The sequence below is a fragment of the Actinomadura sp. 1N219 genome (genome assembly GCF_044326405.1).
GTDB lineage: Bacteria > Actinomycetota > Actinomycetes > Streptosporangiales > Streptosporangiaceae > Spirillospora.
Genome location: NZ_JBIRAY010000004.1, coordinates 66,788 through 81,898, shown reverse-complemented (window position 1 = coordinate 81,898; position 15,111 = coordinate 66,788). Strand labels below are relative to the sequence as shown.

Below are 15,111 nucleotides of genomic sequence, written 5' to 3'. Positions count from 1 at the left end.
CACGATCAGTGCCGCCGCGGCGGTGTGGCGGCGGGCGTCATGCGACGTCCCCTGGGTCGCGCTCGGACCTGGACGGGCGGCGGCCGAGATCGGCGGAGACCGCGGCGGCCGCCGCGATGACCTGGTCGCCGAGGGACCTGTTGCGGCTGCGGGTGAACATGTCCTGCAGCCCGCACACCGAGATCGACCCGATCGGCTGCCCGGCCGCGCCGTAGATCGGCGCCGCGACGCTCGCCGCGCCCGACTGCCGCTCCCCGGAGCTGACCGCGTAGCCGAGCGCCCGGATCCGCTCGATCTCCTCGCGCAGCGCGCCCGCGGACGTGATGGTGGCGTCGGTGACGCTGTCGAGCTTGTGGTGCGCGACGTAGTCGTCGACCTCGCCGTCCGCCAGCGCCGCAAGGATCGCCTTGGACGACGACCCCGCGTGCAGCGGATGGCTGGAGCCGAGCGCGACCGACATGCGGATCTCGTGCGACGACAGCACCTGGTCGACGTACACCCGCGACCAGCCCTGGCGCAGCGAGAGCGTCGTCGTCTCCCCGGTGCGCTCCGACAGCCCGACGAGGTGGCGGTGCGCGATGGCCGGGACGTCCAGCTCGCGCATCGCGGCCAGCCCGATGCCGAGCGCGCCGGGCCCGAGCCGGTAGACCTTCGTCGTCTCGTCGAAGCGCAGGAACCGGCCGTTGACCAGTTCCCGCAGGATCCGGTGCGCGACCGCCTTGGACAGGCCGGTCTCCCGGGCGATCACCGAGACGCCCTGGGCCTGCGGCGACCGGGCGATGGCGTCGATCACGGCGAGGGCGCGGGCGATGCCCGAGCGCGTCGGCTCCTTGGCCTCCGCGTGTTCCTTGGTTTCCGCCTGTTCCTTGGTCTTCGCTTGCGTCACGCCCCGATCACCCTGTTCTCTTCCGCCCAGAACGCGATGCGCCTCTGGGCGAGCCGGATGAGGAAGTGCGCGATGAGCCCGAGCACGGAGAGCACCACCAGGACGGCGAACATGCCGGCGATGTCGAAGTTGAAGTTGCTCTGCAGGAGAAGGTAGCCGAGCCCCTCCTTGGCGCCGATGAACTCGCCGACGACCGCGCCGAGGATCGCGAACACGATCCCGATGTCGAGCCCGGCGAAGATGAACGGCACCGCGGTGGGCAGCCGCACCATGCGGAAGATCTGGAACCGTCCGGCGCCGAACACCGTGAGCATCTGGATCCGGTCGGCGTCCGCCGAGCGCAGCCCCTCGATGACGTTGACCAGCATCGGGAAGAACGAGATGACCGCGGCCATCACGATCTTGCTGCTGATGCCGAAGCCGAACCAGACGACGAACAGCGGCGCCAGCGCCACCTTCGGGACGGTCTGGAACGCCACGACGTACGGCATGAGGGTCCGCTCGACCAGCCGGATCTGCGAGATCAGCGTGCCCAGCAGCATCGCCACGCAGACGCCGATCGCGTATCCGAACAGCGCCTCCTGGAGGGTCACCCACAGGTGCCCCCAGAACTGGCCGTCGGTGAGCTGGCCTTCGAGCGACTCGTAGATCTGCGACGGCCGCGGCAGGGTGTACTCGTCGATCCCGAGCGGCGTGGCCAGGAACTCCCAGCCGAGCATCACGATCGCGAAGACCGCCGGGACCAGCACGATCTCCGGCCGCTCCCGCGGGTCGAGCACCTGGCGCAACTTCGCCCGCGCGGGCGGGTCGGCGGCGGCGGCCGTGCTCTTGGACGTGTTCGTGGACGTGTTCTGCGTCGATGTCATGGGGACCTCGTCAATCGATGACGCCGGCGGCGCTGAAGTGCTCGCGGATCCGCTTCACGTAGACGCCCGCCGCGTCCGAGGACACGATCCCGAGGTCGCGCGGACGGCCCAGGTCGATGTCGACGATCTCGGCGATGCGGCCGGGCCGGGGGCTGAGCACGACGACCCGGTCGGACAGGAAGACCGCCTCGGAGATCGAGTGCGTGACGAACACGATGGTCTGCCCGCTCTCCCGCCAGATCCGCAGCAGCTCGACGTTCATGTATTCGCGGGTCATCGCGTCCAGGGCGCCGAACGGCTCGTCCATCAGGAGGACCGCCGGGTTGTGCACCAGCGCCCGGCAGATGCCGGCCCGCTGCTGCATGCCGCCGCTCAGCTCGTGCGGGTACTTGCCCGCGAAGTCCTCCAGGCCGACCATCTTCAGCAGGTCCTCGGCGCGCTCCCGGTACTCGCGGACGTTCAGCCGCTGCACCTGGACCGGGACCATGACGTTCTGCAGGATCGTCCGCCACGGCAGCAGGGTCGCCGCCTGGAAGACCATCCCGACCTCGGGCAGCGGGCCGCTGACGTCGCGTCCCGCGACCCGGACCGTCCCGTCCGTCTTCGGGATCAGCCCGGCCAGGATCTTCAGCAGCGTCGTCTTCCCGCAGCCCGAGGGGCCCACGACCGAGACGAACTCGCCGCGCTTGATCGTGAAGTCGATGTCGGACAGCGCGTGCGTCGGCTCCGACCTGCGCGGCCGGTACACCTTCTCCAGCCCGGCCACCTCGATCCAGGAGCCCTCGTCGGCCGGGGCCTTGGCCTCCGGCCGGGCCCCGGCTCGGGCGGCGGCCTGGCGCCGGCCGAGGGTTCTGCTGGCCATGAACTCTCCTTCGGACGATCTTCCGGATCCGCTACTTCGGGCCGTACGCCTTCGCCTTGGAGATCACCTGCGCCCCGTCGAACTGGTTGGCGGCCGCGAGCAGGCTGGGATCCCAGGCGTCGGAGATCTGGATGTTCTCGGTGATCTGGCCGGCGGACCTGGTGTAGGCCATGGTCTTGTTCCACTCGGCGTCGCTGATCGCGCCCCAGTTGGTGAACGTCTCCGGCTCGCCCTGCGCCGGGGTCGCGCTGTCGAGGAAGCTCTGCAGCACCTTCGTGTCGCCGTCCAGCCGCTGCTCGGCCGACTGGCCGGACAGCATCGCCGGGAACGTCTTGAACCCGATCTGCATCGCGCCCTTCGGCTGGACGGACGAGAAGAGGATCCCCTGGTAGGCGCTCCGCAGGTAGCGGGTCAGCGCGTCCTTCTTCTTCTTGATCGTGTCCTCGCGCGCCGCGAAGGTGAGCGAGCGGATGCCCTGGAAGGCGGCCGAGTTCGGCAGGTACCGGAGCTTGGTGCCGGAGTTCTCGATCGCCGCGTACGGGGCGGTGTAGAGGGCCAGCGCGTCCACCTTGCCGGTGTTGAGCGCGGACGCGGCCGGGGTGCCGATGCCGACCGGCAGCAGGTCGACGTCCTTCTGCCCGTCCAGGCCCGCGTCCTTGGCGAACGCCCGCGCGTAGGGGGCCGAGCCGGACGCGAGGCTGATCACGCCGATCTTCTTGCCTTTGAGGTCCGTCCCGGACTTGATCGGGCTGTCCGGCTTCACCGCGATCCGCCACGGCCAGTTCTGCACGAGCCCGCCGATCGCCTTGATCGGCACGCCCTTCTCCTTGGCGGCCAGGATGGAGCCCACGTCGGCCGCGGTGATGTCCGCGCTGCGCGAGGTCACCGCCTGGATCGCGGCGGACGACCCGTCCGCGTTGATGGTCTTGACCTTCAGCTTCTCCTTGTCGAGGAAGCCCTGGTCCTTGGCCACCGCGTAGGTGGCGACGTCCTCCTTGGGGGCGTTGACGGCCCCGGCGAAGGCGACGGTGATCTCGTTGCCGGAGTCGCCGCCGGAGTCGCCGCCGCAGGCGGTCAGCGCGAGCGCGGCGGCGGTCGACACGGCGAGCGCGGCGGCGGTCGTTCGGGAGGCGGTCGTTCGGGAGGCGCTCGTGCGGGGGGTGCTCGTGCGGGGGGTGCTCTTCATGGTCGGGACCTCGATGGGGCGAGTTGACAAGGGTCTCTGCCGAGGCGCGCCCGTCAGGCGGGCGTCCCGGGTTCCTCCGCCGCCGGCGCTGCTCCGATGCCGGCGACCGCGAGGTCGTTGTACACGTGCTGCTCGGCGATCAGCCCGTCACGCAGGACGAACACGTCCACGTACCGCACGCCCGAGAAGGGCCGTCCGGCCGGGTCTTCGCCGTAGAGGGTGCCGAGCGAGGTGACGGTCAGCGCGCCGCCCCCGTCCGCGCTGCCGTCTCCGTCTCCGGCTCCGTTCGCGCCGCTGTTCGCGCCGCCGTTCGTGGTGCCCTCGAAGTAGCGCTCCCGCTCCTTCCGGACCCAGCGGTACCGGCCGGCGGACGCGGCGACCATTTCCGGGAGCGTGGCGTAGACCCGCTTTCCGGGGAACACGAGCCGCGCGCCCGGGGCGAGGAGCGCGCCCGCCTCGTCCAGCCGCCGGTCCTCGCAAAGCTGCAGGTACCTGTCGACGAGGGCGCTCGCCGCCCCGAGGCTCCTGCTGCCCACTGATCGCACTCCTTCGTTCTGCTGAGCGATACGTCGTTCCTGTTGCCGGAACGATAAGGACACATTCAGCAGGGAGTCAATAGGGCAAAACGCAAAATCCGGACCGTTCCACCCACGCGGGGGGCGGGAGCGGGACGGCCGTCCTCGGCTAGCAGGCGTCCCCCGGCGCCGGATATCGCTAGGGGGCGGCCAGCCGCACCGTGTCGAGGATCTGGTCGGTGACGTCCTGCGCGTCCTCGGCCTGCTTGATCCGGATCCAGGCGCCGAAGGGCTTCGAGGCGTCGACCGCCCGGACCTCGTCGATCACCGGCACGCCGACCCGGCAGCCCTTCCACCGGGTGATCGTGAAGGTGAGGGAGCCGACGGTCTTCGTCCGGGGCTTGACCGCGGTGCAGCCGCCGTTGTCCGCGCGCTCATGATCCGCCGGTGCGGCCGGGACCGGATTCTTCGCGGTGGTGAGCCCGATGAAGATCCCGCTGTTGCCATGGCCCGGGTCGCGGAACCTGGTCGGGTCGGTGGACGCGCGCAGCACCGGACGTTTCTCGCGGTCGGCGACCCGGGAGGCCGCGGGCGACCAGGTCTGTTCGCCGGCGTCCTGCTTCCAGGTGCCCGGCACCGAGACGGAGATCTCGCCACTCTCGTCGTGAAGCACAACGGTGCCTGGACGGGAGGCCGGGGGTGGTTCCGGGTCCCCTCCCATGTACACCATTGCCGCCGTGACCAACGCGGCCGTTCCTGCCACGAAAGCGGCCGGGACGAGGGCCCGCTGCCAGCGCAAGCCGTGTTGAAGTCGAGTCGGCTCTGGAGTCTTTTCGGCCGCGCCGACGGCGACGGGGGCCACGGTTTCGATGGTGGAGCTTGTCGGGAATGGCTGGGGCACGGCGAGGCTGTAATGCTCCTCGTCGTCCAAGAACCGGCGGTATGCGGTGAGCGCGGTCTGGAGGGCGAAGTCGACGTCCGCGGTGCTGAGTTCACGCACGAGCGCCGCCCGCTCCCACAGGATTCCGAAGATGAGGAGCAGCGGCCTTCCGTGAACATCGCGTGCCTCGGCGTCCCCGAGATCCTCGGTGGACGCGACGTGGCTGAGGTGCACCGCCGTGAAAGTGCGGCCGTCTTTCGTGCGCAGTTCCAAGGTCGCGTGCGCGTCGCGGTCGGGATTGGGTTCGATTTCTCGTTCCAGGATCCCGTACGCGCCATCGGCGGCCAGAGGCTCCGGGCAGACCAGCGTCTGATAACCCGAGTGCCGGCCGCGAGCTATCAGAAACGGCCAGGCAAGTCGCCCGTTCCCGCCCGCCATCAGCCGGGGTGGGGCGTCAGCAGGCTGGCCGGCAGACGGGTCTCGATCTCGTCCACCCTGTCCTGCATGTCCTTAATCACCCTCGTGCGCGCTTCGGCGAACGCCGCCTCGCGGCGCTCTGCATCGCTCAGTTCCCGTTGCACCTCCGCCTGCCATGCCTGGAACGGCTCCGCGCGCCGGCTGAGCAGCAGTTCGACGGTGGTGCCGCCGACCGCCGCGCCGATGTTCCCGCCGAACGCCTGGAGGACCGCTCCGGTGGCGGGACGGCTGGCCAAGTCGAGCACCGTGTAGAGACGCTGCCACGGGGGGATGCGCAGGTGCGCCGCGTATTCGGCGGCGAGCTGGGCCCGCAGTTCGGCGCGGAGCGTCGCCTCTGCTTGCGCGAAGACGTCCGGCACAACCGCCGACAGCGGGACGTCGACGTTCGTCGGCTGCGCCGGCCGGTTCGCGATCTTCACGACCCGGCCGGACGCGTCGAGCCGCGCGAATCCCGTGCCCACGGCGCTGGCCGGGATCAGCCGAACGATACGCCGTCCTCCCTTGAGGATCAGCAGTTGCCTGAACTGGTCGTTCGACATCAGCAGATCGCTGACCTCCTGCAGCTTCGTCTGGTCATCGTCGACGTCGCCGCCGAACAGATCCCACTTGGTGATCACGAACGTGATCGGGCCGCGGGACGCTCTCAGGTTCTCCACCAGAACGCTCAGCGCGTTGTCCAGGCCGGACCAGCGGCCCGAGGTTTCGCGCCGCTGTTCCAGGATGACCTGGCCGTCCAGGATGCAGATGAGCGCGTCCGCTGCCTTGACGTCCTGGTGAAACCGTTGCTGCGCCTCGGCGGACGCAGGCCGGGTATCCGTGAGGAGTTCCCCCGGATATTCGAGGTAGTCGAGCCGCAGGACCTCGAGCGGATCACCCGCCGTCTGCGTCTGCACCGAGAACTTGTAATGGCGTGTCTGGCTCTGAGTCGTCCCCTCAGGCCAGCCGTCCGGCCGTGAGGAATCGGCCATGATGCAGAACTGCTCGCGCAGCCTGGCGGAGTCCTCGTGCGAGGTCACCAGGTAATAGCTCCGCGACGGAGTCGGCATCAGCAACTGCTGGTACATGCTCGACAAGAGCAGCGTCTTGCCGGAACCCTGAAGGCCGAGCGCCACGATCTTGAACGTCGGCACGTTCGCGGCGAGGGCGTCCATGCCGAGCCGGGGATTCGGACGGCGACTGGGCTGAAACCGGCGCACGGCGAACCCGATGAACAGCAAGACGAGCGGAACGAACAGAACGACCAGAATACCCGCGACCATGTACCTGTCCCTGAACTCGGTGAACTCCTGAAACGATCATCGGCGCGCCGAACGCGACCATTCACATCCGACGCCCCGATCCGGGTCGTCATCGTGACGATAAGGCCGCACTCGCGGCACCGCGATCCCCTTTACGCGGCGGCTGGCCGGTTCGCGCAGGCGATCATTTGGCCGATCGCAGAGTTTCGGAAGGGTGGGCTCCGTACTTCCGGCCGTAGGCGGCGGCAAATCGTCCCAAATGATTAAATCCCCATCGGTGTGCCACCTCGGTGACACTCGTATAGGACGGCTCAGAAGTCACAAGTTCCGCGTGCACCCGCTCTAGCCGCACGTTGCGCAGGTAGGCCATCGGCGACATGTTCAGGTGGGTCTGGAATGCCGTTTGGAGCGTCCGGATGCTGACGCCCGCGATTTCGGCGAGCTCGGCCGCGCTGAAAGGAGCCTCCGGCGAATCCCGCATCGCGTCGATGGCTCGCTTGACCGCCGGAGGCCGGCACGGCGTCCCGGGGCTGAGCAGTTCCTCCCGGTAGCGGTGGTCCGCCGCCGCCAGCAGGTGGGAGAGCATGCTGTGCCAGAGCGGCGCACCGATGATCTCCTGCCGCGCCAGGGGCTCCTCATGCCCGATCTGCCCGGCGAGCATGCATGCCAGATCGCGCAGAATCCGCCCGTAGCCCCGGGTCAGGTCCATTGAAGGGGCGAGCCCGATCGGTGACCGAATGGGCCGTTGCAGGAGGCGCTCCAGTTCCGACTCCAGCGCCTCGCGCCTGATCTTGACGCACAGGATGCGGCTGCCGGCGCTCCACCGGCTCAGCTGAATGTTCCCGGCCGGTCCGTACACCACGGCCCGCTGCGGGGTCGACGTGATCTCATTCCCCAGGTTCTTGGAGTCCAGGTGGCCCGACAACGGAATGTTGAAGTGGTAGAACCGGTGAAGTTCGGCGAAGTCCATCCTGATGTCGGCGTCGAACCGGCAGTCTCCCACCAGGATCGGCCCGAGCTGCATGGCGTCGATCGACATCCGGAATCGTTCGGACCTGCTGAGAACGTCCATCCGCAGCGGATAGTACGTTCGGCCGCCCTGCTCGCTGGCCTCGTCAAGATCAAGTGTGCGGGTGCTGAATCTCCAGGGCAGCGAGGGAACTGCCGGGAGGACTGAATCAGCCATGCTGCCGCCATGACACTAGGCCCGATATTCAGCGAAAAATTCTACCAGACGCACGCCGATCACCGGCAAGACTCCACGACGCATTCACCACGAGCAGGCGAGCGGGTCCCTAGGGGGTTTCGGTCGTGGCCTGGGCCAGGAGGCCGTCGACCAGGATGTGGAGGACCTGGGGGTAGAGGTCGAGGGAGGCGCGTGCGGGCCATTGGTCGCCAATGGCGGTCAGATGCGGATAGTGGGACGGGTCCAATGCGCGGAGACTGAATTCACGGTCCGCGTCGCCGATCTCGTCCCTCCGCCGGACGGTGTGCGCGCGGACGAGTATTTCCCCCACGGTGTAGTACCAGATGCTCCGGAAAAGGTCGACGGCCTGGAGGCGCGTGCATCCGTAATCGACCGCGCCACCCACGATGGTCTCCACGAACCACAGCGCGGAATCGCCGAGGCGCGCGAGGAAACCGTCGGACGTGAGGACCTCCGCGCCCCACGGCCAGCCCGCGAGCGCGTCGTGGATCGTCGTCCAGGCGACGATGATCCGGTCTCGCGGGTCGCCGGGCAGCTCGGGGCGCGCGACCTGGTCGACGTGCTCGTTGACGAGCTGGACGATCAGGTCGTCCTTGTCCCGGACGTGGTGGTACAGGGTCGTCGCCCCGACGCCGGTCTCGGCCGCCAGGCGGCGGATGGTCAGCGCCTCCCAGCCGTCGCGGTCGATGAGCCGGCGGGCGGCCGCCAGGATCTGGGCCCGCGAGGTCGCCGGCGGCCGACCGGTCCGCCCGGACGACGCCGCGCGCCCGGATGACGCCGTGCCGCCCGACGATGCGGTGGGCGGCCGTTCTCGTTGTGCTGGCACCGTCCCATCATGCTGCCCGCGGCGCGCTTCGGTGACATCGGCGTGCGTGCGGGCATTCGACGTCCGCCCTGCGTGATGTACTTTAGGAACATGTTCCGAAAGTCGAGCACGGCCGGGCTGCTGCGCCCCCACGCGTGGAGTTTCGCGGCCGTCGTGATCCTTCAGGTCATCGGGGCCGTCGCGGGCCTGGCGCCGCTGCTGGCGGTCGTCGAACTGGGCCGCACGCTGCTGGAACCCGGCCCGATCGAGGACGGCCATGTCTGGACAGCCGTGATCGCGGGCGCGGCCGGGCTGTTCGTCCGGCTGCTGTGCACGGCCGCGTCGTCCGGCATCGGGCACATGCTGGACGGCCAAGTCCAACTCTCGTTCCGCCGCCAACTGGCCATGAGCTTGGGACGCGTCCCGATCGGCTGGTTCTCCCGGCGCCGGACCGGCGAGCTGGCGAAGGTCGTCGGGGAGGACGTGGCCGCCGTGCACCCGTTCATCGCCCACGCCCCCGGCGAGCTGGTCGCCGCGTTCGTGGTGCCGCTCGTGTCGCTGGTCTACCTGTTCACCGTCGACTGGCGGCTCACCCTCATCACGCTGATACCGGTGGTGCTTGCGGTGGCGCTCGTCCCGCTGATGATGACCTCGGCCCGGCTGCGCGAGCAGAAGGAGTTCGACGAGGCCATGGGACGGATTTCGAGTTCGGCGGTCGAGTTCGTCCAGGGCATCGCGGTGGTCAAGGCGTTCGGCGGGTCCGGCCGCGCGCACCGCCGCTTCCTCACCGCCGTGGACGACTTCGTCGCGACCTTCTACCGCTGGGTGCGCGGCCTGTCCCCGATCGCCGCGGGGATGCAGCTGGCAGTGTCGCCGCCGTTCGTCCTGCTGGTCGTGCTGATCGGCGGCGCGGCCCTGATCACGGGCGGCGGCCTGGCTCCGGCGGACCTGCTGCCGTTCCTGCTGCTCGGCCTGGGCCTGACCGCTCCGGTGGCGGCCCTCGGCCACGGCTTCGACGACATGCAGGCCGCCCGGCGCGCGGTGGGCCGGATCCGGGACGTCCTCTCAGTGGAGTCGCTGCCGGAGCCCGCGAATGCAGCCACACCCCAAGGGCACAGGGTGGAACTGCGCGACGTCCGATTCGGCTACGAGGCCGGTCAGGAGGTGCTGCGCGGGATCGACCTCGTCCTCGAACCCGGGACGGTGACGGCGATCGTCGGCCCGTCGGGCAGCGGGAAATCCACGCTCGTCCAGCTCCTGCCGCGGTTCTTCGACCCGACCCACGGCTCGGTCGTCCTGGGCGGCGCCGACCTCCGCGAGATCGCCGCCCGCGACCTCTACCGGACGGTCTCGTTCGTCTTCCAGGACGTCCGCCTCCTGCGCGCATCGGTCGCGGAGAACATCGCGCTGGCCGTCCCGCACGCCGACATCGACGACGTGGTCCGCGCAGCCCGGCTGGCGAACGTCCACGACCGGATCCTGGAGCTGCCGCGCGGCTACGACACGGTGCTCGGCGACGAGGCCGGGCTGTCAGGCGGCGAGGCGCAGCGGATCTCGATCGCCCGCGCGCTGCTCGCCGACGCGCCCGTCCTGGTCCTCGACGAGGCGACCGCGTTCGCCGACCCGCACACCGAGCAGGCGGTGCGCCGGGCCCTGGCGACGCTGGACGGCGACAAGACCGTCCTGGTCATCGCCCACCGCCTGGAGACGATCGCCGACGCCGACACCGTCGTGATGCTCCAGGACGGCGCGATCGTCGAGCGCGGCACACCGTCCGAACTCCTGGCCCAGGACGGCGATTTCGCCGCGTTCTGGCGAACGCACCAACCAGACGAGGCCGAGGTACTGCAAGGAGACAAATCCCGATGATCCCAACGTTGCTACGCGTCCTCGGAACCGAATACGCCCGCCCAGTACGCCGCACCGTGGCCCTGATGACGACAACCGCCGTTGTCGAAGGATTGTCGTACGCGCTGCTGGTCCCGGTACTCCGGGCCCTGTTCGGGAGCACGCCCGAGGACGCCTGGCCGTGGCTGATCGCTTTCGGGACGGCCGTCGCGCTCTACGCGGTGCTGCGCTACGCCAGCGACCTGTCCGGTTTCCGCGTCGGGACGACGCTGCTGCGCGGCATGTACCACCGCCTCGGCGACCATCTGGCGCGGCTGCCGATCGGCTGGTACGGCGCGGGCCGCGTCGGGCAGGTGTCCGTCCTGGCCAGCCGCGGCGTACTGGACGCGATGGCCGTGATCGCGCATCTCCTCGCGCCGTACATCTCCGCCTGCGTGACCCCCCTGACGATCGTCCTCGTGATGCTGGCGTTCAACTGGCAGCTCGGCCTGGCCGCGCTGGTCGCCGTCCCGGTCGTCGCGGCCATCCAGCTCTGGACGGGACGCTCCATGACCGCCGCCGACGCCGACCGCGCCGAACGCGACCACGAGGCCACCGGACGCGTCATCGAATACCTCCAGGCCCAGCCGGTCCTGCGCGCCGGAGGCCGCACCACCGAACGCTTCCGCCTGCTCGACGACTCGCTGCGCGAACTGCAACGCGCGTCCCGCCGCACCGTCCTGTCAGCGCTGCCAGGCGTGGTGGGCCTGACGGTCACCGTGCAGGCGATGTTCACCGTCCTCCTGACCTTGGGCGCCTACCTAGCGCTGGGCGGCAATATCGGCGCGGCGGAGGTCCTGACGATCCTGGTCCTTGCCGCCCGCTGCGCCGACCCGCTGCTGTCGCTGTCGGACATCGGCGGCAAACTCCGCGGCGCACGCTCCGAACTCGCCAGGCTGGACGCTGTCCTGAGCACGGAACCGCTCCCCGAACCCCGCGAACCGATCCGTCCGGAACGCCACGACCTGGAATTCGACTCCGTGACCTTCGACCACGGCGACCGCACCGTCCTGAACGACGTATCCCTTTCAGTACCGCAGGGCACGCGGCTCGCCGTCGTCGGCCCGTCCGGCGCAGGCAAAAGCACATTGCTGCAACTGCTGGCCCGCTTCTACGACGTCGACGCAGGCGCGGTACGCATAGGAGGCGTGGACGTACGCGCCATCAAAACCGAGGAATTGATGGCCCAAATAGCCATCGTCTTCCAGGACGTCTACCTCTTCGACGGCACCATCGAGGAGAACGTGCGCCTGGGCCGTCCCGACGCCGCCGACGCCGAGGTCCGCGCGGCGGTGACCGCGGCCCGGCTGGACGAGGTCATCGAGCGTCTGCCCGGCGGATGGGCGGCGAACGTCGGTGAGGGCGGCGCGCTGCTGTCGGGCGGCGAACGCCAGCGCGTCTCGATCGCGCGGGCGCTGCTGAAGAACGCGCCCATCGTCCTCCTGGACGAGGTCACCTCGGCGCTCGACCCGGTGAACGAGGCGACCGTCCACGAAGGCATCGAACGCCTGATGGCAGGCCGAACAGTAGTAATAGTCGCTCACCGAATGCGCACCATCCAACGAGCCGACCAAATAATCTTCCTGGACGCCGGCCGAATCATCGAAAAGGGCGACCACGACGAACTCCTGCACCGCAGCGGCCGCTACGCCGACTTCTGGAACATCTCCCTGACCACCTGATCAGAAAAAGGGCGGCCCGAGGTCCCACACCCGTACCGTCCTGTCCCGCCCGCCGGAAACGGCGATCGGCCGGCCGTTCAGCTTCACCCAGCGCCACCGAGGAGAACGAGTTGTCAGGCCCGGTGAACGGCCGGCCGATCTGCTTCCCCGCGGCCAGATCCCACATCCTCACCGTCTCGTCGTCGCCGGCCGAAACGGCGACCGTCCGTCCGTCCACCACACCGACGGCGACCGCCGCGACCCCCTCGCTGTGCCCGGTGAGCGCGGGACCGATCTGCGAGCCAAAACCGACCGCGACCCTATTCGCGACATCCCTCGGCCTTTTAGCCTGAACGATCAAGCCCACGACCCCAGAGAGCACGACAAACCCGACGACCACCGCCAACACGTCGACCCTCTTCATCAGCAATCATGATCGCACCAATCTCTCCACCGAACCCGAGTCGTGAGGAGATCACCGATGAGCCGTCCCCATCCCCAGATCGACTTCGACCCTTTCGGCGGGCCGCGTCCGGCGGGCACCACCCATTCACTGCTGGACGAGTTCCGCGAGCGCCACCCGGCTTTCCGCAGCGATGCCGGACGCGGTTTCTGGGTGCTGACCCGGTACGACGACATCGTCGCCGCCTACCAGGACGCCGCGTCCCATTCCAGCCGAGCGATCTCCGTCATCGACCCCGATCCCGCCTATCAATGGATCCCGATCATGCTGGATCCGCCGGTGCACACCACCTGGCGAAGGCTCCTGCGCCCGCTGTTCACACCCGCCCGCGCCGCCGCGATGCAGGATGCCATTCGCCGCCGGTGCACGGACCTGATCGACGGCCTGGCCGACAAGGGATCCTGTGACTTCGTCGCCGATTTCGCCCGCCGCTTCCCGACCACGGTTTTCCTGGAATTCATGGGTCTGCCGGTCGACAGGCTCGGAGAGTTCCTGGATTGGGAGCACGCGATCCTGCATCCGCCGCCGTCCGGCGAGGGACGGGCCGAGGCCATGGCGGAGGTCACCGCCTGCTTTCAGCACCTGATCGCCGAACGCCGGGCCGATACGCGCGCCGAGCGTCGTGACGACGTGGTCAGCGTCGCGACCACGTTCGAGGTCGACGGCAGGCCGGTCACCGATGGCGAGCTACTGCAGCTTTGCGTCCTGCTGTTCCTGGCCGGAATGGACACCGTCACCGCGCAGCTGTCGTACTCGTTCTGGCATCTGGCCGGGCATGACGCCGACCGCGCCCGCATCGTCGCCGAACCCGGCATCATCCCGGACGCCGTCGAGGAACTTCTCCGCGCCTATTCGCTGGCCCTTCCCGCCCGCAAACTCACCGCCGACGTCGACGTCCACGGTTGCCCCATGCGCGCCGGCGAAATGGTGATGCTGCCGCTCACCATGGCCAACCGCGACCCCCGCGTGTTCCCCGACCCGCAGACCGTCGACTTCGGCCGGACGCCCAACCGGCACGTCGCGTTCGGCGCGGGCCCGCATCGCTGCCTCGGCGCCCACCTGGCGCGGCTGGAGTTGCGCATCGCGTTGGAGGAATGGCATCGCCGTATTCCCGAGTACCGAGTCTCGGACGAAGCCTGGCCCGTGGAACACGCCAGCCTCGTCCTGGGGCTGGACACCCTGCCGTTGACCTGGCCTGCCTCCTGAGCTGCTCAGGTGCGTCCGGCGCGCGCACGCTGGGCGAGGTCGGTGGCGGCTTTCGGCCATTGCGTGTGGGCGAACGAGAAGCCGGCGTCCAGCAGGCGGCCGGGGACGACGCGGCGGCTCTTCAGTAGGAGTTCGGTGTCGGAGCGGATCACGAGGGCGCCGATCTCCGCCATCCATTTCGTCGCGGGCAGGCCCACAGGAACGCCCCACGCGCCGCGCAGCGCGCGCATGAACGCACGTTGCGGCAGAGGGCCGGGAGCGGCGAGGTTCACCGGGCCGGAGAGGTCGTCCCGCTCCGCCAGGAACTCGACCGCGCGGACGAAGTCGCGGTCGTGGATCCACGACACGTACTGCGCGCCGCCCCCGACCGGCCCGCCGAGCCCGAGCCGCGCCATCCACAGCAGGTAGTCGAAGACGCCGCCGCGGTCGGGGCTCATCACCATCGCGGTGCGCAGGGCGACCTTGCGCGTGGCGGGAGTCTCAGCCTGCTCCTGGGCGCGTTCCCAGGCTTTGGCGATCTCGACGCTGTAGGCCCAGTAGCGCGGGACGCCGGGTTCGGCGCCGCCGATCACGCCGGTCGCCTCGTCGTTGGGGGCGTCGAAGCGGTGCGCGTAGATGGTGGCGGTGCTCATCTGCAGCCACACCCGCGGCGGACGTGCGGCCGCCGCGATCGCCTCGCCCACGACCCGGGCGGAGTGGACGCGCGAATCCATCATGGCCCGCAGGTTCGCCGGGGTGTAGCGGCAGCTGACGCTGCGTCCGGCCAGGTTGATCACCAGGTCGCTGCCGTCGATCGCGGCCGCCCAGGGCCCGAGCGTCTCGCCGTCCCAGCGGATCTCGCGGTCGCGCTGCGGGCTCCTGGTCAGGACGACGACGTCATGGCCCGCGGCGGTGAGGGCGCGGTCGAGGATCGCGCCCACCTGCCCGGTTCCACCGGGAATCACGATCTTCATCGGCTGCCCCCTGGGGACC

13 protein-coding genes are annotated in these 15,111 nt (G+C 69.5%); 3 read left to right on the top strand and 10 right to left on the bottom strand.

Annotation, left to right across the window (positions count from 1 at the left end; translation table 11 throughout):
• Positions 1 to 37: 37 nt before the first annotated feature.
• The 9 genes from ACH35V_RS15180 to ACH35V_RS15140 all read right to left on the bottom strand — a co-directional run bounded on the left by ACH35V_RS15180 (position 38) and on the right by ACH35V_RS15140 (position 8,943).
• Positions 38 to 886, bottom strand: coding sequence for an IclR family transcriptional regulator (locus tag ACH35V_RS15180; protein ID WP_395972841.1), 849 nt, complete (start codon positions 884 to 886; stop codon positions 38 to 40).
• Positions 883 to 1,752, bottom strand: coding sequence for an ABC transporter permease (locus tag ACH35V_RS15175; protein WP_395972839.1), 870 nt, complete (start codon positions 1,750 to 1,752; stop codon positions 883 to 885). Before ACH35V_RS15175 ends, ACH35V_RS15180 begins: the two co-directional genes overlap by 4 nt.
• A 10-nt stretch (positions 1,753 to 1,762) precedes the next feature.
• Positions 1,763 to 2,614, bottom strand: a complete 852-nt coding sequence (locus ACH35V_RS15170; RefSeq protein ID WP_395972837.1) for an ABC transporter ATP-binding protein — start codon at positions 2,612 to 2,614, stop codon at positions 1,763 to 1,765.
• Positions 2,615 to 2,645: 31 nt separating this feature from the next.
• Positions 2,646 to 3,800 (bottom strand): ABC transporter substrate-binding protein, encoded by a 1,155-nt coding sequence (locus ACH35V_RS15165; RefSeq protein ID WP_395972835.1) that lies wholly within the window; start codon positions 3,798 to 3,800, stop codon positions 2,646 to 2,648.
• 53 nt (positions 3,801 to 3,853) lie between these two features.
• Complete coding sequence (locus tag ACH35V_RS15160; RefSeq protein ID WP_395972834.1) at positions 3,854 to 4,336, bottom strand: hypothetical protein; 483 nt, start codon at positions 4,334 to 4,336, stop codon at positions 3,854 to 3,856.
• A gap of 178 nt (positions 4,337 to 4,514) precedes the next feature.
• Positions 4,515 to 5,429, bottom strand: a complete 915-nt coding sequence (locus tag ACH35V_RS15155) for a hypothetical protein (protein ID WP_395972832.1) — start codon at positions 5,427 to 5,429, stop codon at positions 4,515 to 4,517.
• Between the two features lie 203 nt (positions 5,430 to 5,632).
• Positions 5,633 to 6,931, bottom strand: a complete 1,299-nt coding sequence (locus ACH35V_RS15150) for a hypothetical protein (protein ID WP_395972830.1) — start codon at positions 6,929 to 6,931, stop codon at positions 5,633 to 5,635.
• Positions 6,932 to 7,094: 163 nt separating this feature from the next.
• Complete coding sequence (locus ACH35V_RS15145; RefSeq protein WP_395972828.1) at positions 7,095 to 8,096, bottom strand: AraC family transcriptional regulator; 1,002 nt, start codon at positions 8,094 to 8,096, stop codon at positions 7,095 to 7,097.
• A gap of 109 nt (positions 8,097 to 8,205) precedes the next feature.
• Complete coding sequence (locus ACH35V_RS15140; protein ID WP_395972827.1) at positions 8,206 to 8,943, bottom strand: TetR/AcrR family transcriptional regulator; 738 nt, start codon at positions 8,941 to 8,943, stop codon at positions 8,206 to 8,208.
• 90 nt (positions 8,944 to 9,033) lie between these two features.
• Between ACH35V_RS15140 and ACH35V_RS15135 the strand changes: the two genes are divergently transcribed.
• The 3 genes from ACH35V_RS15135 to ACH35V_RS15125 all read left to right on the top strand — a co-directional run bounded on the left by ACH35V_RS15135 (position 9,034) and on the right by ACH35V_RS15125 (position 14,139).
• Entirely contained in the window at positions 9,034 to 10,791 is a 1,758-nt protein-coding gene (locus tag ACH35V_RS15135) for an ABC transporter ATP-binding protein (RefSeq protein ID WP_395972825.1), read from the top strand.
• Positions 10,792 to 10,856: 65 nt separating this feature from the next.
• A complete protein-coding gene (locus ACH35V_RS15130) occupies positions 10,857 to 12,491 on the top strand; it encodes an ABC transporter ATP-binding protein (protein ID WP_395972824.1) in 1,635 nt (544 codons plus the stop codon).
• A 460-nt stretch (positions 12,492 to 12,951) separates the two neighbouring features.
• Positions 12,952 to 14,139: a cytochrome P450 gene (locus ACH35V_RS15125; RefSeq protein ID WP_395972822.1), complete on the top strand. Its 1,188-nt coding sequence runs from the start codon at positions 12,952 to 12,954 to the stop codon at positions 14,137 to 14,139.
• Between the two features lie 5 nt (positions 14,140 to 14,144).
• On the opposite strand, the gene ACH35V_RS15120 is transcribed toward ACH35V_RS15125, so the two are convergent.
• Complete coding sequence (locus ACH35V_RS15120) at positions 14,145 to 15,092, bottom strand: TIGR01777 family oxidoreductase (RefSeq protein WP_395972821.1); 948 nt, start codon at positions 15,090 to 15,092, stop codon at positions 14,145 to 14,147.
• Positions 15,093 to 15,111 lie beyond the last annotated feature (19 nt).

Excerpts from the sequence above, each read along its gene's own strand:
- ACH35V_RS15175 (WP_395972839.1), bottom strand. The coding sequence starts at position 1,752 with ATGACATCGACGCAGAACACGTCCACGAACACGTCCAAGAGCACGGCC.
- ACH35V_RS15170 (WP_395972837.1), bottom strand. The coding sequence starts at position 2,614 with ATGGCCAGCAGAACCCTCGGCCGGCGCCAGGCCGCCGCCCGAGCCGGG.
- ACH35V_RS15165 (WP_395972835.1), bottom strand. The coding sequence starts at position 3,800 with ATGAAGAGCACCCCCCGCACGAGCACCCCCCGCACGAGCGCCTCCCGA.
- ACH35V_RS15150 (WP_395972830.1), bottom strand. The coding sequence starts at position 6,931 with ATGGTCGCGGGTATTCTGGTCGTTCTGTTCGTTCCGCTCGTCTTGCTG.
- ACH35V_RS15145 (WP_395972828.1), bottom strand. The coding sequence starts at position 8,096 with ATGGCTGATTCAGTCCTCCCGGCAGTTCCCTCGCTGCCCTGGAGATTC.
- ACH35V_RS15135 (WP_395972825.1), top strand. The coding sequence starts at position 9,034 with ATGTTCCGAAAGTCGAGCACGGCCGGGCTGCTGCGCCCCCACGCGTGG.
- ACH35V_RS15130 (WP_395972824.1), top strand. The coding sequence starts at position 10,857 with ATGACGACAACCGCCGTTGTCGAAGGATTGTCGTACGCGCTGCTGGTC.
- ACH35V_RS15125 (WP_395972822.1), top strand. The coding sequence starts at position 12,952 with ATGAGCCGTCCCCATCCCCAGATCGACTTCGACCCTTTCGGCGGGCCG.
- ACH35V_RS15120 (WP_395972821.1), bottom strand. The coding sequence starts at position 15,092 with ATGAAGATCGTGATTCCCGGTGGAACCGGGCAGGTGGGCGCGATCCTC.